This window comes from Methylobacterium sp. 285MFTsu5.1 (assembly GCF_000383455.1).
In the GTDB taxonomy this organism is placed as follows: domain Bacteria; phylum Pseudomonadota; class Alphaproteobacteria; order Rhizobiales; family Beijerinckiaceae; genus Methylobacterium.
The window spans coordinates 83,870-101,291 of the sequence record NZ_KB911279.1; the positions used below are offsets into that span (position 1 = coordinate 83,870).

The window sequence follows — 17,422 nt, forward strand, 5'->3', positions numbered from 1 at the left end:
GCCGCCGTCCGGGCGCTCAGGCCTGCGGCAGTTCGGGGCTGAGCCCCATCGCGTCGAGGCCCTCCTCCAGGAGATCGCCGGCGTCGGGGCTGCCGAGCAGCTCCCGCACGGCCCCTTCGCCGGCGGCCTCGCGCTCGCGGGCGAAGCGCACCGCCTCGCTCCACTCCTCCGGCTCCATGTCGCCGCGACCGACGTAGAGGAGGGCGAGCAGCTCGGCACGGGAATCGTCGTCGAGCCCGGCGATCAGGCCGCGGACCTCGGACTCGGTGGCGTCGTCGGTGCCGGAGACCAGGACGTCGGTGGCGCCGTCGTCGATCGGGTTCGAACCCGAATCCGGGTCGGTATTGCCCTCCTTCACCTCGATGGCGCGCAGCCGCGTGACGATGTCGGTGACGGTTTCGACGGCGATGTCCATGCGCTGATCTCCGGGCGCTGAAAGGGTCGGGCCAGCGGGGCCCTCAAGCCGCGACAACGAGCGAGCGGGCGCCGGGTTCGCCCCGTCCCCATCGAAGGGGGCTTGCGTGGTCCGCGCCACTTTCCGGCTCAGCGACCGTGAGTTAGAGGCTGCGAGACTGTTCCGACATCCGGATCGACATCGGCGATAGACGTGATTTCTACAAAGACTGCCACGACATCGCCTGCCGATACCGTCATTCCCCCCGCACGCGACGCCGCGTCCCGGCGCTCGGGCCGGCGCTCGGGCCGGCGCTCGGGCATGCGCCTCGCGGCCCTCGCGGCGCTCGCGGCGCTGGCCGGATCCGCGCTGATCGGGACGCGCCCCGCCGAGGCCCGGCCCGCGGGCTACGAGGGCAGCGCCCCGAGCTGCTTCCTGACCGGGGGCGGCGCGCTGGAGATCTGCCGCGAGGGCTCGGAGGCCGAGGGCGTGCTCATCGCGCCGGCGCCCTGCGCCTTCGTGCGCGGCGTGCAGATCCTGCGGCTCGCCCGCTCCGAGGCGCCCGGCCCGCTCCAGGCCGTGTTCCAGGGCCAGACACCGGTGGCGTCCCGCCGGGACGAGCCGTGCCCGGAGCGGCGCGCCACCGACAGCCGCGACGGCGGCGCCCTGCGCACCGGCCGCACCTTCGAGGCCCTGGTCACGACGCTGCCGCCCTCGGCCGACCGGTTCTGGGTCGACCTGCCGGAGGAGCGCGCGCGGACGCGCGGCTGGTCCGAGCCGACGCCGTCCGCGGAGGGCATCGGCCCGCGCGACCCCATCGCCGTGACGGGCCGGACCTGGGCCGGCGAGGCCTACAGCTACGTCTTCCTGCTCGGGCAGGAGCGCGTGGGCGTCACCGGCGGCGACGCGGCCGAGCCCGAGCGCCGCGGCCGGCGTTGGCGCCGGCGGGCGGAACCGGACGCGCCGGCGACGGGCCCGGCCGACGTCCGGCGCCGCGTCCAGATCGAGGCGCGCACCCTCGACTTCCAGACCTTCGAGATCCGGACCCGCACCGCCGACGGCTACGGGCTGGCCTGGACGCCGTTCGAGGCGGGCGCCGGCCGCGGCCGGCGCGCCGACCCGCCCGTCCCCGCTGCGGTGGTCGACGAGGCGGGCAAGCCGGTCACGTCGGCCTGCACGGCGCCGGCCTTCGAGACCCACGGGCTCGCCGGCTCGATCAGCGTCGTCGACCGCACCTATCACTACGTCTACACCGACGTGCTGCCCGAGGATTGCGGCCTCGCCCCCGAGAAGCGCCGCACCGGGCTGTTCCTGCGCACCGCGCAGGACCTGTCGGGGCCGAAGGTCTGGTCGACGGCGCGCAAGCTCGCCGGGCCGCTGCCGCCCGGAACCCTCGTGCGGGTGGCCCGCGCCAAGGGCATGCCGCGCTGGGCGGTCTCCTACACGTGCCAGCGGCCCGCCAACGCCCCGGGCGGTCCGGTGGCGGATATCTGCCTGCAATACACGGCCGACATGAACCTCGACGGGATCGGCGCCCTCAAGCTCTACGCCGATCCGGTGGAGGCGGGCCGCTCCGCCGCCTATCTCGGGCTGCGCTCGGGGGGCGACGGCAGCGGCCGGTACGACCGGAGCGCGCATTTCTGGATGACCGACGCGGAGGGCAACCTCGACACGCCGGCGATCTACCCGAACAAGGCGGGCTTCCTGACCTGGCTCGACCGGCTCGCCCCGACCGCCTCCGGGCGCGACGCGTCGAGCCTCTACGGGCGGCCCGTCTACTGGGGGACGTGGACGGTGCGCCCGATCGGCGCGCAATAAGTCGCAGGAGGCGCTATATGGGCGGCCGACAAGCCGCGCGAGGCGTGCCTGACGGACCCGATGGAAACCCATATCGACCTGTGGTTCGCCGCGAGCATCGTGGCGATCTCGCTGCTGCTCTCGGCCTTCTTCGCGGGCGCGGAGACGGCCTTCACGGCCGCCTCGCGAGCCCGAATGCACGCCCTGGAGCAGGCGGGCGACCCGCGCGCCGCGATCGTCAACCGCATCCTGGCGATCCGCGAGCGCTTCATCGGCGCGATGCTGATCGGCTACAACATCGTGGCGATCGGCGCCTCGGCCTTCACCACCAGCGTGCTCACGGCGCTGTTCGGCAAGAGCGGCGTCATCTACGCGACGGTCGGCATGTCGGTGCTGGTCATCGTCTTCGCCGAGGTGCTGCCGAAGACGCTGGCGATCTCCAAACCTGACAAGGCCGCCCTGCTCACCGCCCGCCCGGTGGCCTTCGCGGTGGCGCTGATGGGCCCGCTGGCCATCGCCATCGAGCACGTCGTGCGGGTGATGCTAAAACCGTTCGGCGTCACCATCGGCGAGCACCAGTCGATCCTCACCGCCGCCGAGGAGCTGCGCGGGCAGGTGGCGCTGATGCACCGGGAGGGCGGCGTCGCCAAGGCCGAGCGCGACATGCTGGGCGGCCTCCTCGACCTGTCGGACCTGTCGGTCTCCGACGTGATGGTCCACCGCACGAAGATGCGGGCGATCGACGCCGACCAGCCCTCCGAGGACATCGTCCGGGCGGTGCTGGCCTCGCCCTACACCCGCATGCCGCTGTGGCGCGGCACGCCCGAGAACATCGTCGGCGTCCTCCACGCCAAGGACCTGCTGCGGGCGCTCGACGCCGCGGGCGGCGACGCCTCCGGCCTCAAGGTCGAGGCGCTGGCCCTGGAGACGTGGTTCGTGCCGGGCACGACGTCGCTGCGCGCCCAGCTCAAGGCCTTCCTGACCAAGAAGACCCACTTCGCCCTCGTGGTCGACGAGTACGGCGAGGTGATGGGGCTCGTGACCCTGGAGGACATCCTGGAGGAGATCGTCGGCGACATCGCCGACGAGCACGACGTCACCGTCTCGGGCGTGCGCCCGCAGGGGGACGGGTCGGTGAACGTGGACGGCGGCGTGCCGATCCGCGACCTGAACCGGGCCATGGACTGGGACCTGCCCGACGAGGAGGCGACCACCATCGCCGGCCTCGTCATCCACGAGGCGCGGACCATCCCGGACCAGGGCACCGCCTTCAACTTCCACGGCTTCCGCTTCCAGGTGCTGCGGAAGGCCAAGAACCGGATCACCACGCTCCGCATCACGCCGCTGACCGCGGCGGGGCTCCAGGCGGCCGCGCTGCCGGACGCGTCGCGCGACGCGGTGTGACGGCGACCGCCGCGGCCAGGGTCCGCGCCCGCGCCGCGACGCGCGCGGAGTGGTCCTCAGCCCGGCATCGCCTCCAGCCCCTCGGCGCGGATCCAGTCGCGGGTCCGGTCCAGGGCCCGCCCGAGCCGGTCGAACAGGGCGTCGATCTCGTCCGGCGCGATGATCAGCGGCGGGCAGACGGCGACGCGGTCCCCGGCGAGCGCCCGCACGATCAGCCCCTCGCCCTGCGCGAAGGCGACGCAGCGGGCGGCCACGCCCTTCTTCGGGTCGTACTGCCGCTTCGTGGCCTTGTCGGCGACGATCTCCAGGCCGCCGATCAGCCCGAGGCCGCCGGCCTCGCCCACGATGTCGTGCCCGGCGAGCGCCGCCAGGCGGCGCTGGAACTGCGGCGCCTTCTCGGCCGCGCCCTCGATCACCCGGTCGCGGCGGTAGATCTCGATCGCCTTCAGGGCCACCGCGGCGGCCACCGGGTGCCCGGAATAGGTGGTGCCGTGGCCGAAGGTGCCGATCTTCTCGCTCTGGCCGATCAGCGCCTCGTAGAGCGGTTCGTCGATGCTCACGCCGCCGAGCGGCATGTAGGCCGAGGTCAGGGCCTTGGCGAAGGAGATCGAATCGGGCCGGGCCCCCAGCGCCTCGCTGCCGAACCACGTGCCGAGCCGGCCGAAGCCGCAGATCACCTCGTCGGCGATGAAGCGGACGTCGTACTTGGCCAGCACCGCCTGGATCGCCGCGAAGTACCCCCGCGGCGGCACGATCGCGCCACCCGCGCCCATCACCGGCTCGGCGATGAAGGCCGCGACCGTCTCCGGCCCCTCGCGCAGGATCGTCTCCTCCAGCTCGGCGGCAAGGCGCGCCGAGTAGGCCTCCTCGGTCTCGCCCGGCTCGGCGCCCCGGTAGTGGTGCGCGGGCGAGACGTGCAGGAAGCCCGGCAGCGGCAGGTCCCAGTCGGCGTGGTTCGCGGCGAGCCCGGTCATCGAGGCGCTCGCGACCGTGACGCCGTGGTAGCCCTTCTGGCGGGCGATGATCTTCTTCTTCTGCGGCCGCCCCATGGCGTTGTTGTAGTACCAAGTCAGCTTGACCTGCGTGTCGTTGGCCTCCGACCCCGAGGAGGTGAAGAAGATCTTCGAGGTCGGGACCGGCATCAGCTCCTTCAGCGTCTCGGCGAGCTCGATGCCCGGATCGTGGCTGCGGCCGGAGAACAGGTGCGTGAAGGGCATGCGCGCCATCTGCGCCCGGGCCGCCTCCACGAGCTCCGCGTTGGAGTAGCCCAGCGCCGTGCACCACAGGCCGGACATGCCCTCGATGTAGGAGCGTCCCTCGGTGTCGTAGACATGCACGCCCTCGCCCCGTTCCAGCACCAGCGGGCCGGTCTGTCGGTGCGTCGACAGGTTGGTGTAGGGATGGAGGAGGGTTTCGACGTCGCGGGTCGCGAGGTTCGAGAGCATGGTTCGCAAGGTCCTCGTGCGCGGGTGACCGCCGCCACACTACCGACCCGATGCCCCGTCAGGTAGCCCGGAGGATCCGCGTCCGGCCGTTGCCGGACGCATGCCGCCAGCGCTACTCCAGCTCCGCCCCTCGCCGCGCCCGACCGATGCTCAACCCAGAAGCCTACGTCGCCCAACCCGCCCCCGGCCGCGCCTGCGGCGCCTGCACGTTGTGCTGCAAGGTCTACGACGTGCCCGCGGTCGAGAGCGTCGCGGGCCAGTGGTGCCGCCATACGAAGGCCGGCCAGGGCTGCGCCATCCACGCCACCCGCCCGGACCATTGCCGGGCCTTCCACTGCCTCTGGATGACGGAGGGATGGCTCGGCCCGGAATGGAAGCCGGACCGCGCCAAGATGGTGCTGAGCCTCGATCCGCTCACCCGCAACATGAACGTGCAGGTCGATCCCGGACAGGCGAACGCTTGGCGGCGCGAGCCCTATTACGGGCAGCTCAGGCGCTGGGCCGTGGCCTCGGTGCCCCTGCGCCGGCACGTGCTGGTCCACGTCGACAAGAGCACCACCGTCATCCTGCCGGACCGCGACGTCAGCCTCGGGATCGTCGGCGCCGGCGAGCGCATCGTCACCACCGACCGGATGACGCCCCAGGGCCCGAGCTTCGACGTCCGGAAAGTGCCGGCCTGAACCGGGCGACCGGCCGGACCCGGGGCCGGCTCAGCGCTCGGTGCCGGAATGCCGCCGCATGACCGGGGATTCGACCACCAGGAACGTCATCTGGAACAGGATCAGCCCCGTCTGGTCCGTCACCTCGATCCGCCAATCCTCGCCGAGGGCGATGCGCTGGGCGTCCTGCCTCAGGATGTCGCCGGCGCGCCGGACGGCTTCGAGCCGGGCGGATTGCCAGTCCGGCAGCTCCGTTCCCGCGCCGTCCAAGATCGTGGATCCGTCGTGGATGTTGAAGTGATATCGCGGCATCCACACGTCCCGGTCGGGTCCAGGCGGGGGATGCGGGTACCCCTCACTCGCGGCCGTGCCGAGTCCCGTCGCCGCGATTGACGGACCCGTTACCCCACGCGCGCGGGCTCGGCCATATACGGGGTTAGAGTCGCGGCCGGGATCTCGGGACCGCGTCGCGGCGCCGACGCCATGTCGCGACGCGCGAGCCTTGCGGATCCGGCCGGTTTGCCCGAGTGATCGGCCATGACGACCGTTCACGATTTCAGCGTCTCCGCGGCCGACGGAACGCCGTACCCGCTCGCGCAGCACCGCGGTCAGGTGCTGCTCATCGTGAACACGGCCTCCCGCTGCGGCTTCACCCCGCAATACGAGGGGCTCGAGGCGCTCTGGCGCCGGCACCGGGATGCGGGCCTGACGATCCTGGGATTCCCCTGCAACCAGTTCGGCGCGCAGGAGCCGGGCGACGCCGCCGAGATCGCGAGCTTCTGCGCGCTGCGCTACGACGTGAGCTTCCCGGTGCTCGCCAAGATCGCGGTGAACGGGTCGGGCGCCGATCCGCTCTACGCCCATCTCACCCGGGCTCGCGCCGGGCTGTTCGGCACGCGCGCTGTGAAGTGGAACTTCACCAAGTTCCTGGTGGGTCGCGACGGCCGGGTCATCGCCCGGTTCGCACCCGGGACGAAGCCCGCGGCCCTGGAGGCTAAGATCCAGGCTGCCCTGGCCGAGCCCGCCTGAGCCGCGCCCGCGTCAGACCGCGTCGAGATCCGCGGCCTCGGCGGAGACCGCGCGGCGCGCGTCGATCCGTTCGCGCACGCGCAGCACCGTCCGCAGGGGCGCGATCGGGAACGGGCGCACCGACTCGCGCAGGATCCCCGCCAGGAACCGGATCTCGGCAATCTTGCGCAAGGTCAGATCGGGCGCTCCGGCGCCCTGTGCTCGGCGCTCGAGGTCCGAGAGGGCGTCGAACAGCGCGTAGCGCCCGTCGAGATCGCGGGAAAACTGTTTCGACGCAATCAGATTGGCCAGTTCGCCTTCAAAACTGCAACGGACAGGCTGATCGGAACGCATCGTCGACTCGAACACAATGTGCGTCGAACCCTAAAACAGTGTTCGCGCTTTGTCAGCCGCCGACGCGGGGCGGGCGCCGCGAATGCGGGATTGTTGCGCAATTGCATCTGCGCGACCGCGCCGGACCGCGGCCCGGGCTCAGCCGCCGGCCGCGACGAACGCGGCGGCCGCCTCGAACTCCGTCCGGCGCGCCTCGAGGCGGGCCTCCGCCTCGGCGTCGCGCCCCCAGACGGCGGCCTGATAGGTCTCGTCCACGTGGGCCGCGGCCCAGGCCTCGGCCGGTGTCAGCCGGCCCTCGAGAACAGCCAGGGCGATCAGCAGGGAGCCGGTCAGCGTCGTCAGGGTGTGCAGGCCCGCCAGCCGGAACGGGTCGGTCACCGCGTTCACCGCCGCGGAGAGCGCCTGGATCGTGTCGGCCGGCTGCGCGACGTGCATGACGCCCTCGCTCAGGATCACCCGCGCACCGAACGCGTCCCGGGCCCAGGCGAGGATCGGATCCCAGGCCTCCGCCTGGGCCGCCACGAGGCGCTCCGGATCCCCGGCGCGGTAGGCCACGAGATCGGTGCCCGCGTAGGCGCAGAGATCCGCCGCGACCTCGGCGAGGCGGGGCGTGACGCCGTCGATCGCCGTGTTGGCCAGCCGGGTCAGGGGCATCCGCGCGGGGTCGATCGCCGTGTCCTGGGCCTGCCACTCCGCCGCGACGCGCTCGGCCAGGGTCCGGCTGGGGAGACGCAGCGGGTTGCGGGCCGGCGTGTTGGCCGGACGTCCGTCCAGGGTCAGCCGGAACCCGTCGTCATCCTCGGAGAAGCCGGCTTCCTTGTAGAAGCGGTGGGGCAGGGCCGGCTTGGCGTGGCCGCGGGCGGCCCGGACCGGGTCGGGCCTGTCACCGTCGCTCGGTTGCCCGAGCCAGTCTGTCGTCTGATCGCTCATGGAGGCGAGATAGGCGCTTCCGGCCCCGCGCGCGAGCCTCCCGCGATCAGGAGCCGGTCGCGAGCCCCTCGAGGAGCAGCGCCTCCAGCGCGGCGGCACTCGGGACCACCGTCACGGCCCCGGCCCCGTAGAGCGCGTCCGGCGGATGGTAGCCCCAGGCGACCCCGACGGCCGTCGCACCGGCCGCCACGCCCATGGCGATGTCGAAGGTGGTGTCGCCGACCATCACGGTGGCCTCGGGCTCGCAGCCGGCCTCGCGGATCGCCTGCTGCAGCATGGTCGGATCCGGCTTCGACGGCGCGTCGTCGGCGCTCTGGGTCGTGGCGAACCAGTCCGCCCAGCCGTAATGCGCGATCAGCCGGTCGACACCGCGCCGCGACTTCCCGGTGGCGAGGCCGATCAGCACGTCGGAGCGCCCGTGCAGCCGGGTCAGCAGGTCGGCCATGCCGGGGAACAGGGGCTCCTCGTGGGCGGGGTCGAGCCGCAGGCGGTTGTAGGCCTGCTTGTAGCTCTCCGAGAGTTCCGCGACCGGGCCGTCCTCGCCCACGAGGCGCCGGAAGGCCTGCGGCAGCGACAGGCCGACCACCGACAGGGCCTCCCGCCGCCCGGGCGCCGGCAGGCCGTTCTCCGCGAACGCCACCTCCTGGGCCGCCACGATCAGGTGCTGGCTGTCGACGAGGGTGCCGTCGACGTCGAAGACGACGAGCCTCATCGCGACCGACGCGCCGGAAGTCGCGCCGCGAGCCGCCCCGACGGCGCGGGTGAAAGGAGGCGGGTCCCCGTCACGGCTTCCGGCCCGGCTGGGCCGGCGCGGCCGCGGCGGGCTGGCCGCCGGGGATCCGGGTCCGCTCGTAGCCGAGCCGGCACCGGATCAGGAAGCGCCGGCGCTTGCCGCCGCGCAACCCGCGCTGATGCGAGGCGCGGTTGCAGGCCGCGTAGGAGCGCCGCCGGCGCTCCGCGCGGGCACTGTTGGCGGTGCGCGGGGCGGCCTGCGCGGGCGCCGCGCCCGGGGCGGGCGCCGGGGCCGGATGCGGGGTCGCCGTCTCGGGGGGGTGGGTGCCGTTCGCCGTCGGCGCCGCCCTGGTCGTCTCGCCCGGCGCGGCATGCGCGATCGGCCCGGTGAGGCACAGGGCGGCGAGGCAGGCCAGCATCGCGAGCTTCATGTGTCAGGGTCTCGAACCGCCGGGAACAGGCCCCGCGGCGGATCGGCGGGGCGCGGGGCAGCATATGAGGCGGCGCGGCCGGTTGCCAAGGCATGCGCCGCGCGGGACGCTCGGACCGCACCCGACTTTCACCGGAGATGCCGCGGCGCTGACGGGCGCTGGCGTGACGGTTATCGGGGGGACGGGAAGGGTGATCCGGCGATGAACCTCGTGCTGCTGCCCGGCTTCATGACCGATGCCGACCTCTGGTCGGACGTGATCGCGCGCCTCGCCGAGGTGGGTCCGATCACGCACGGCGACCTCGCGCGGGACGCCGCCATCGCCGACATGGCACGCCGCGTCGTCGCGGAGGCGCCGCCGCGCTTCGGGCTCGTCGGCTTCTCCATGGGCGGCTACGTCGCCCGCGCGGTTGCCCAGCTCGTGCCGGACCGGGTGGAGGCGTTGGTCCTCGTCGCCACCTCGTCGCGGGCCGACACGCCGGCCCAGGCGCGCCGGAAGGCCGCCGCGGTCGCCCATATCCGCCAGCAGGGCTACCGGGGCCTCAGCCGGTCGGCGATCCTCCAGTCGGTGCACCCGGACCGCGCCGGCGACGGCGCCCTCCTGAGCCGGATCCGGCAGATGGGCGACCGGCTCGGCGGAGAGGTCTTCCTGCGCCAGGCCGGGCAGGCGCGCGAATCCGATGGCGACCGCCTCGGCGCGATCGGCTGCCCGACCCTGGTCGTGGCGGCGGCCCAGGACGCCCTGCGCAGCCTCGACGAGGCGCGGGAGCTCCGCGACGGCATCCCGGGCGCGACGCTGAGGGTGATCGACGGGTCGGGCCACATGCTGCCGCTCGAGGCCCCGGACCCGCTGGCGGACGCGATCGTGCCCTGGCTGCGGGCTCAGGCCTCCGGAGCCTCGACGATCGGGTCGTAGCGGGCGGCGTCGAAGCCCAGGAGGTTCCAGCTCTGCGCCATGTGGGGCGGGAGCGGCGCGCTCACGTCGACCGGCTTGCCGGTCCGCGGGTGCGGGATGACGATCCGCCGGGCGAGCAGGTGGAGGCGGTTCTGGATGCCGCCCGGCAGCTCCCAGTTCTCGACGGAGAAGTATTTCGGGTCGCCCACGATCGGGTGGCCGATATGGGCCGCGTGGGCGCGCAGCTGGTGCGTGCGGCCGGTGACCGGCTTGAACGACAGCCAGGACAGCTTCTGGGCCGCCTGATCGACCATCGCGTAGTAGGTCAGCGCGTGGCTCGCGCCCTCGTCGCCGTGCTTGGCGACCCGCATCCGCGCGTCGGCGTCGGTGGGCTCCTCCTTGGCGAGGTAGGTCGAGACGCGTCCCTGCCGGACCCGCGGCACCCCCGCGGTGAGCGCCCAGTAGATCTTCCGCGCCGCCCGGGACCGGAAGCTCTTGGCCAGCGTCGCGGCGGCGAGCCGGGTCTTGGCGATGATCAGGCACCCGGCCGTGTCCTTGTCCAGCCGGTGGACGAGGCGCGGCTTCTGGCCGTCCGGACCCGTGAGGGCGGCGAGCAGGCCGTCCACGTGCCGGACCGTCCCCGAACCGCCCTGGACCGCGAGGCCGAAGGGCTTGTTGAGGATCATCATGTCGGCATCCTCGTAGAGGATCAGCGACCGGATGAAGGCGGCGTCGTCCTGCTCGCGGGCGGCGCTGCGCGGCCGCTCGGTGGGCTGGTCGAGGCGCAGCGGCGGCACGCGCACGCTCATGCCCGGCTCCAGCCGGTCGTTCGGCTTGGCGCGCTTGCCGTCGACCCGCAACTCGCCCTTGCGGACGATGGTCTGCACGCGGGTGAAGGGCAGGAGCGGGAAGCGGGCGGTGAGGAAGCGGTCGATCCGCATCCCGGCCTCGTCCGGCTCGACGGTCAGGGTCTGCACGCCGGAAGCGAGGGTCGCGGAGGCGGCGGCGCGCTGCTCGCGCCGGGTCGGACCGGGCGCGGGGGCAGAGGCGAGGGCCGGGGAGGGGGCCGCCGAGCGCTTGGCCGGCGGCCGGCCGCCGGGCTTGCCCGCCGCGGCGTCGCGCGGTGCGGCGGCGTCGCGGCGCGGCTTCGGCGGCCGGGCCGGCGCCGGGGCCGCAGCGGCCTGCGCGCCCCAGGGATCGCGGGTGCCGGCATCCTCGCCGCGGTTGCGGGCCGCGCGCTCGGCGGCGTCGCGGGCGCTGGTGCGCGGGCCCGTGCGGGCGCGGCCGTCGGCCTGGGCCTTGCCGCCCCTGAACTTGCTGGCGCTGGACTTGCCGGCCTGAGGCTTGCGCCCCGTCGGCCCGCCGCTTCTGGGAGGTCGTATCGTCATGCTTCCGCCGGCACCCGTCTCCGCGTCGGACGGAGCGTCCGGGCGCATGGGCCGCGGCGTCGCGGACGTCCGGACCGATGGGATTGCCCGGCTGTAGCATCGCCCGCGCCGAGCGGCAAAGGCGGTGGGCCGACCCGGTCCGTCAGGGCTCCGCGCGCCACGCGTCGCGGAGGCGGTCCTTCAGGCCGGCGGGGAAGAGGTCGGGACCGCCCGGCACGTCGAGCCCGTCCAGATCGCACCACCGCGCCACGCAGGCGGTGCCGGAATCCTCGTGGAAGACGAAGCGCTCCTGCCCGTCGAACCGCCCCGGCGGCAGGGCGACGGGGAACAGGAACAGCACCTCGTGCCCGACCTGCCCCTCGTGCGTGAAGATGTTCTCCACGACGCGGGGGCCGCCGAGCACCGAGACGGTGACGCCGAGCTCCTCCCGGAACTCCCGGATCAGGGCGTCCTCGACCCGCTCGCCGAACGCGACGCTGCCGCCGAGCGGCCGGACGCCTTTCAGCCGCCCGTCATCCGCGCGGACCTCGGCCACGAGCAGGCTGTTGCCGCGCCGGGGAAGACCCAGTGCCTTCACGCGAATCTCCGCAGGGGGCCGCCAGACCGTCATCCCGCAGGGGCTAGCCCGTCGTCGGCGAGGCCGCAACGGACCGGCGCACAGCGCGCCGATCCACGGCAACAACCGGACACACGGTTGACGCCCGCCCCCGCTACGGCCAAGCTGTGTTCGACGGTTCCCCTCGGGGATCAAAAGGGAACGCGGTGAGGGGTTCGCCCCGAAGCCGCGGCTGCCCCCGCAACTGTAAGTGGCGAGCCCTTCACCACCACGTCACTGGGTCACCCCGGGAAGACGGTGCGAGGGCGGCGACCCGCGAGCCAGGAGACCTGCCGTCAGCCGTGGTCACACGCGAAACGCGCCGGGCGGGGTGTCCTGGCGGGTGTCGAGGCGCCGCCAGTCCCGAGGGGAGGCGGCCGCCGAGGCCTCGTTCGCGGTGACGTGCCACAGCAAGCGCGCCCGCGACGCCGTTCCCCATGCCCGTTTCCGCTGTCCCGACTCCCTTGAGCCCTGTCGCAGCTCGCCGTCGCGCGCCCGCACGGGCAGAGGCTACCGGACAGCGGGCGCATTGTAATGTTATTACAATGCCTGTAGGACGCGGGGGCCGGCGCGCGCCGTGCACGGACCACTTTCCCCATGTCTCCATCGACCCATCGCTCCTGCCTCGGCGGGCGGGCCCCCCTCTGCGGCGTTCTCCTCGCGCTCCTCGCCAGTCCGGCCGCCGCACAGGAGGCGGTCACGCTGGATGAGCTGTCGGTCGCGGGCGCGGGCGGCGACCCGGGCCGCCTCCCGCCGAACGGGCTCAACCTGCGCACGCCCGACCGGACCGCGAGCCGCCTCGGCCTGACGCCGCTGGAGACGCCCGCCAGCCTCGACATCGTGTCGGGCGAGACCGCGCGGCTGCGCGGCCAGGACACGATCGCCGAGGCCGTGACCCAGGACGCGACCGGCATCACCACCATCGCGGCGCCCGGCAACGGCAACGGCGCGTTCACGTCCCGCGGCTTCGCCGGACCGAACTCGATCCAGCAGCTCTACGACGGCACGCGCTTCTACGTCGGCGCCAACACCGTGACCTTCCCGTTCGACACGTGGAACGTCGAGCGGATCGAGGTGCTGCGCGGGCCGTCCTCGGTGCTCTACGGCGACGGCGCCATCGGCGGCGTCATCAACGTGGTGCCCAAGAAGCCGGTCTTCGTGCCGATCAACGCCGCCCGCGCGGTGATCGGCACCGACGGGGTCGCGCGGCTCGCCCTCGATTCCGGCGGCCCGCTGGGCCAGGCTGAGTACGGCGACACCTTCGCGTACCGCCTCAACGTCAGCGGCAACCGCGCCGACGGCTGGATGCGGCCGGAGGGCGATTTCCGCAACCTCGCGGTCTCCGCCGCCCTGCTGTTCCGGCCGAGCGCCGACCTCGCCTTCACCCTGAGCCACGATCTCGGCTACCAGGAGCCCGCCCGCTACTGGGGCACCCCGCTGGTCGAGGGACGGATCCCGGATCTCATCCGGTTCAACAACTACAACGTCCGCGACGCGAAGATCACCTGGGCCGACAACTGGACCCAGCTCAAGACCGAGTGGTCCCCCTCGGCCGATATCACGATCCGCAACACCGCCTACCGGCTGACCAGCCGGCGCCACTGGCTCGACGTCGAGCAGTACAGCTACAACCGCGGCACCGGGCTCGTGGACCGGGGCGACTACCTGGAGATCTACCACAGCCAGGAGCAGGTCGGAGACCGCCTCGACGCGACGTTCCGGGGCAGCCTGTTCGGGCTGCCGAACCAGTTCGTGGCCGGCTTCGACGTGAACCACATCGACTTCCGCCACACCAACAACTTCTACTTCGACCAGACCACGAGCGTGCCGCTCACCGGCTACGATCCGGGCCTGTTCCCGCAGAACGGCCGGGCGCGCCCGGCCTACGCGACGCAGACGAGCCAGGCCTCGGTCTTCGCCGAGGACCGGGTGATCCTGTCGGACAAGCTGTCGTTCCTCACCGGCGTGCGCCTCGACGTGCCGACGCTGAACCGCGAGGACCTGCAGACGGGATCGCGGTTCGAGAAGACCTATCGGGCGCTCGGCTACCGGTTCGGCCTCGTCTACAACCCGACGCCGGACAGCGCGCTCTACGCCCAGTACAGCTTCGCCACCGACCCGGTGAACAGCCTGATCACGCTGTCGCAGTCGCTGGCCGGCTTCAAGCTCGCGACCGGCGATCAGGTCGAGATCGGCGCCAAGGGGCTGGCCTTCGACGGCGCCCTCGAATGGACCGTCGCGGGCTACAGGATCGTCAAGGACAACCTGATCTCGGCGATCCCCGGCCAGCCGACGCTGTCCACGCAGGTGGGGAGCCAGTCCTCGCAGGGCTTCGAGCTGGCGCTCGGCTGGCGCTTCGCGCCGGGCTGGCGGCTCGACGGCAACCTCGCGCTCCTCCACGCGCAGTACGACCGGTTCGACCAGACGGTGAACGGCGCCACCGTCTCGTACGTCGGCAACCAGCCGATCGACGTGCCCGAGCGCGTGGCCAACCTCTGGCTGACCTGGGACGTCACCCGCGACTGGACCGCGCGGGTCGGACTGCAGAACGTCGGGCAGGTCTACAGCGACTTCGGCAACACGGCGCGGCGCCCCGCCTACAACCTCGTCAACGCGGTCCTGGACCATCAGGTGACGGCGGATTCACGCCTGTCCGTGCGGGTCTACAACCTGTTCGACAAGGTCTACGCGATCTCGGGCAACGCCGTGAACGGGGTCGGGACCAACTGGCTGCTCGGGCGCCCGCGCTCGGTTGAGGTCGCCTACACGGTGACGTGGTGAGCCTGCCGCGCCGGCTCGGCAAGGCGGGACGGCGCTGGCTGCTCCTGTTCCACCGCTGGGCCGGGATCGCCGCGGGGCTGTTCTTCGCGCTGTGGATCGGCTCCGGGCTGGTGATGCTCTCCGTGCCGTTCCCGGCGCTCACCGAGGCCGAGCGGCTGTCGCGGCTCGCCCCGATCGCCTGGGATCAGGTCGCGGTCGCGCCGGACGCGGCGCTGCGGGCCGGCGGGCTCGCCGGCGTGCCGGCCGCCTTCGGCCTGGAGATGCGGGGCGACGAGCCGGTCTACCGGATCGCCGGCCACGACGGCACCCGGGTGACGGTCTCGGCACGGACCGGCGCGCGGCTCGGTCCGCTGACACCCGCAGACGCGCTGCGTGTTGCGGCCGGTGGTGCTCCGGCTGCGCAGGCCGAGCAGGTCGCGCGCGACCAGTGGACCGTCACGGCCCGCTACGACCCGCTCCGGCCCTTCCTGAAGGTGGCCCTCGGCGACGCCGCGGGGACCGAGCTCTACGTGTCTGCGGTGACCGGCGAGATCGCCCTCGACACGACACGCTTCGAGCGGGGCTGGAACTGGGTGGGTTCGGTGGCGCACTGGATCTACCTCACGCCGCTGCGGGCCCGGCCGGAGCTGTGGCGGACGATCCTGTTGTGGCTCTCCGGTTTCGCCGCCCTCGGCGCGCTGAGTGGAGGCGCGATCGGGATCTGGCGCCTGCGCCTTCGGCGGCGCTACGCGGCCGGGGCGGTCACGCCCTATCGCGGGCTGGCGCGCTGGCACCACCTGCTCGGCCTCGCGGGGGGCCTCGGCTTGAGCACGTTCATCGTCAGCGGCTGGATCTCCATGAACCCGAACCGCTGGTTCAGCGCGACCAGCCCGCCGGTAGCGTTGCGCGCCGCCTATGCTGGAATCCCGCCGGCGCTCGGCCTCGATCCGCACCGGCTCCGCGATGGCGCCGTGCCGGATACGCGCATCCTGCGCTTCGCCGCCATCGGTGGACGCTGGTGGATCGTCGCCGAGACGGCGGACGGCCTCCGGACGGTCGCAGCGGACGGCGCGACCGCCCTCGACGCGCGCAGCATCGCGACGGCCGCGGCCGACGGTTTCGCGGACGGTCCCCTCCGGTCGATCCGCCCGCTATACGCCTACGACGCCTACTGGTATCCCCACGGGGCCGACCCACGGCCGCTTCCGGTGCTGCGCCTGCGCTTCGGCGACGCGGCCGCCACGTGGCTCCATGTCGATCCCCGGGACGGCACGATCCTCCAGCGCCTGGACCGCTCGGGCCGGATCAACCGCTGGCTGTTCGACGCCGCGCACCGGCTCGACCTGCCGGGGCTCACCGGCAACCGCCCCCTGCACGATACGGCCCAGTGGGTCCTGAATCTCCTGGCGGCGGGCATCGCGGTCACCGGGATCGTGGCGGGCTGGCGCAGGCTGCGTCGGACGCTGTCCGCCTGAGGTCGGATTCAGCGTGTGCTGTCGAGCGGTCGAGATCGGCCCGGCGGTGGCTTCCGATCCGATCCGGTCGTGCTGCGCATCAGGACGACAGACCGGAGGCGGACGCAGATACCTCCACGTCCGGCCTGTGCGCCTGTCGGTATTCACGGGGGCTCACGTCGTAGCGATCCTTGAAGCGGCGCGCGAAATGCGCCTGGCTGCTGAAGCCGCAGCCATAAGCCAACAGGCCGATCGACAGGGCGGCGCAGGCCGGGTCGGTCAGGCGCTTGGCTGCCACCTCCAGGCGGCGTCCCCAGATGTAGTCGGAGATGTGCCGGCCGCGCTCATGAAACAGCTCCTGCAGCCGCCGCAACGACACGCCCATCGCGGCGGCGAGCCGGGGCGGGTCCAGGTTCGGGTCGCTCAGGTTCGCCTCGACATAGGCCTTGGCGCGCTGGACCGTGACGTTGCCGTGGATGGAACGCGGCGCCTCCTGCGCCATCCGTTCGGCGAGGCTCGCCACGATCAGGTCGACGCCGATCGATGCCATGCGCTCGGCCGCGTCAGGAGTGAGGCGATCGCTGACCCGGACGAGTTCCTGAAGGTACGAGCCCGTCAGGGTCGTCGAGGCGAGGTCCGCTGCGGCCGTGAGCGCGGTGTAGAGTCGGGACGGGCCCAGAACGGTCTCGAAACGCTGGTGCGGCAGATCGATGACCAAGGAGTCGCCGGTCTCCGCCTCCATCACGGATGAACTCGAGTCGAGCAAGATGAGGTCGCCCGGCTTGGTCTTCGCCTCCCGGTCAAGCTGCTGGATTGTATCCCGTCTGGACAGCTTCAGGAGCACGAAAACCCGATCGGGGTTCCCGCGGCGTCGCGCTTCGGCGTCCGTGATTCTGGTCCGCACGGTTGTGTGCCAGAAATGCGAGATCGGCATCGCGCCGATACACGTCACGTTCAGCCGTCCCTGGAACGGGAGACCGTCCGGCGTCTCGATCTCGGCAGGCACGAGACGCTCGCAGACCAGTTCCCGCCATTGGCGGACCGCGTTTCTGGGATGAATCCCATCTGTCGAGAAAAACGGTTGCATCCGCCGCCTGGGCACCCCTGTCGTCACTCGGTGGCGAAGATCGGGAACCCCGGCGTTTATTGTATATAATCTACCTTCACAACAGGGAGA

The 17,422-nt window shown here is 72.6% G+C and carries 17 protein-coding genes and 1 riboswitch; of the genes, 7 read left to right on the top strand and 10 right to left on the bottom strand.

Annotated elements, in window-relative coordinates:
- Nucleotides 1-16 precede the first annotated feature (16 nt).
- Entirely contained in the window at nucleotides 17-415 is a 399-nt protein-coding gene (locus tag H288_RS0116320) for a DUF3775 domain-containing protein (protein ID WP_020093651.1), read from the bottom strand.
- Between the two features lie 300 nt (nucleotides 416-715).
- Between H288_RS0116320 and H288_RS0116325 the strand changes: the two genes are divergently transcribed.
- Complete coding sequence (locus H288_RS0116325; protein WP_020093652.1) at nucleotides 716-2,212, top strand: hypothetical protein; 1,497 nt, start codon at nucleotides 716-718, stop codon at nucleotides 2,210-2,212.
- A 60-nt stretch (nucleotides 2,213-2,272) separates the two neighbouring features.
- Nucleotides 2,273-3,595 carry an HlyC/CorC family transporter gene (locus tag H288_RS0116330; RefSeq protein ID WP_020093653.1) on the top strand — a complete coding sequence of 441 codons (1,323 nt, stop codon included), beginning with the start codon at nucleotides 2,273-2,275 and terminating at the stop codon, nucleotides 3,593-3,595.
- A 56-nt stretch (nucleotides 3,596-3,651) separates the two neighbouring features.
- Here the strand turns inward: H288_RS0116330 and H288_RS0116335 are convergent, their stop codons facing one another.
- A complete protein-coding gene (locus tag H288_RS0116335) occupies nucleotides 3,652-5,040 on the bottom strand; it encodes an aminotransferase (RefSeq protein WP_020093654.1) in 1,389 nt (462 codons plus the stop codon).
- A 146-nt stretch (nucleotides 5,041-5,186) separates the two neighbouring features.
- Between H288_RS0116335 and H288_RS0116340 the strand changes: the two genes are divergently transcribed.
- Nucleotides 5,187-5,720, top strand: a complete 534-nt coding sequence (locus tag H288_RS0116340; protein WP_020093655.1) for a hypothetical protein — start codon at nucleotides 5,187-5,189, stop codon at nucleotides 5,718-5,720.
- A 30-nt stretch (nucleotides 5,721-5,750) separates the two neighbouring features.
- On the opposite strand, the gene H288_RS0116345 is transcribed toward H288_RS0116340, so the two are convergent.
- Complete coding sequence (locus tag H288_RS0116345) at nucleotides 5,751-6,011, bottom strand: hypothetical protein (RefSeq protein ID WP_020093656.1); 261 nt, start codon at nucleotides 6,009-6,011, stop codon at nucleotides 5,751-5,753.
- A gap of 225 nt (nucleotides 6,012-6,236) precedes the next feature.
- Here H288_RS0116345 and H288_RS0116350 point away from each other — a divergent pair, with 225 nt between their 5' ends.
- On the top strand, nucleotides 6,237-6,728 hold the full coding sequence (locus H288_RS0116350) for a glutathione peroxidase (protein ID WP_020093657.1): 492 nt from the start codon (nucleotides 6,237-6,239) through the stop codon (nucleotides 6,726-6,728).
- Nucleotides 6,729-6,740: 12 nt separating this feature from the next.
- Here the strand turns inward: H288_RS0116350 and H288_RS34795 are convergent, their stop codons facing one another.
- The 4 genes from H288_RS34795 to H288_RS0116370 form a co-directional block, all read right to left on the bottom strand.
- Nucleotides 6,741-7,061: a hypothetical protein gene (locus H288_RS34795; RefSeq protein ID WP_132366861.1), complete on the bottom strand. Its 321-nt coding sequence runs from the start codon at nucleotides 7,059-7,061 to the stop codon at nucleotides 6,741-6,743.
- A gap of 138 nt (nucleotides 7,062-7,199) precedes the next feature.
- Nucleotides 7,200-7,991, bottom strand: coding sequence for an ATP12 family protein (locus tag H288_RS0116360; protein ID WP_020093659.1), 792 nt, complete (start codon nucleotides 7,989-7,991; stop codon nucleotides 7,200-7,202).
- A 46-nt stretch (nucleotides 7,992-8,037) separates the two neighbouring features.
- Entirely contained in the window at nucleotides 8,038-8,703 is a 666-nt protein-coding gene (locus H288_RS0116365; protein WP_020093660.1) for an HAD-IA family hydrolase, read from the bottom strand.
- Between the two features lie 70 nt (nucleotides 8,704-8,773).
- On the bottom strand, nucleotides 8,774-9,154 hold the full coding sequence (locus tag H288_RS0116370; protein WP_020093661.1) for a hypothetical protein: 381 nt from the start codon (nucleotides 9,152-9,154) through the stop codon (nucleotides 8,774-8,776).
- 201 nt (nucleotides 9,155-9,355) lie between these two features.
- On the opposite strand from H288_RS0116370, the gene H288_RS0116375 reads away from it, so the two are divergent.
- Nucleotides 9,356-10,069 carry an alpha/beta fold hydrolase gene (locus H288_RS0116375; protein ID WP_020093662.1) on the top strand — a complete coding sequence of 238 codons (714 nt, stop codon included), beginning with the start codon at nucleotides 9,356-9,358 and terminating at the stop codon, nucleotides 10,067-10,069.
- On the opposite strand, the gene H288_RS0116380 is transcribed toward H288_RS0116375, so the two are convergent.
- A complete protein-coding gene (locus H288_RS0116380) occupies nucleotides 10,036-11,436 on the bottom strand; it encodes an RluA family pseudouridine synthase (protein ID WP_020093663.1) in 1,401 nt (466 codons plus the stop codon). The genes H288_RS0116375 and H288_RS0116380 overlap by 34 nt on opposite strands.
- 142 nt (nucleotides 11,437-11,578) lie before the next feature.
- On the bottom strand, nucleotides 11,579-12,046 hold the full coding sequence (locus H288_RS0116385) for an NUDIX domain-containing protein (RefSeq protein WP_043712699.1): 468 nt from the start codon (nucleotides 12,044-12,046) through the stop codon (nucleotides 11,579-11,581).
- A gap of 104 nt (nucleotides 12,047-12,150) precedes the next feature.
- A riboswitch (cobalamin riboswitch) is annotated at nucleotides 12,151-12,344 on the top strand.
- A 284-nt stretch (nucleotides 12,345-12,628) separates the two neighbouring features.
- Here H288_RS0116385 and H288_RS0116390 point away from each other — a divergent pair.
- A complete protein-coding gene (locus H288_RS0116390) occupies nucleotides 12,629-14,812 on the top strand; it encodes a TonB-dependent siderophore receptor (RefSeq protein WP_020093665.1) in 2,184 nt (727 codons plus the stop codon).
- Nucleotides 14,809-16,266 carry a peptidase gene (locus tag H288_RS0116395; protein WP_042674528.1) on the top strand — a complete coding sequence of 486 codons (1,458 nt, stop codon included), beginning with the start codon at nucleotides 14,809-14,811 and terminating at the stop codon, nucleotides 16,264-16,266. The genes H288_RS0116390 and H288_RS0116395 overlap by 4 nt, the downstream gene beginning before the upstream one ends.
- 79 nt (nucleotides 16,267-16,345) lie before the next feature.
- On the opposite strand, the gene H288_RS0116400 is transcribed toward H288_RS0116395, so the two are convergent.
- Nucleotides 16,346-17,332 carry a helix-turn-helix domain-containing protein gene (locus H288_RS0116400; protein WP_043712706.1) on the bottom strand — a complete coding sequence of 329 codons (987 nt, stop codon included), beginning with the start codon at nucleotides 17,330-17,332 and terminating at the stop codon, nucleotides 16,346-16,348.
- Nucleotides 17,333-17,422 lie beyond the last annotated feature (90 nt).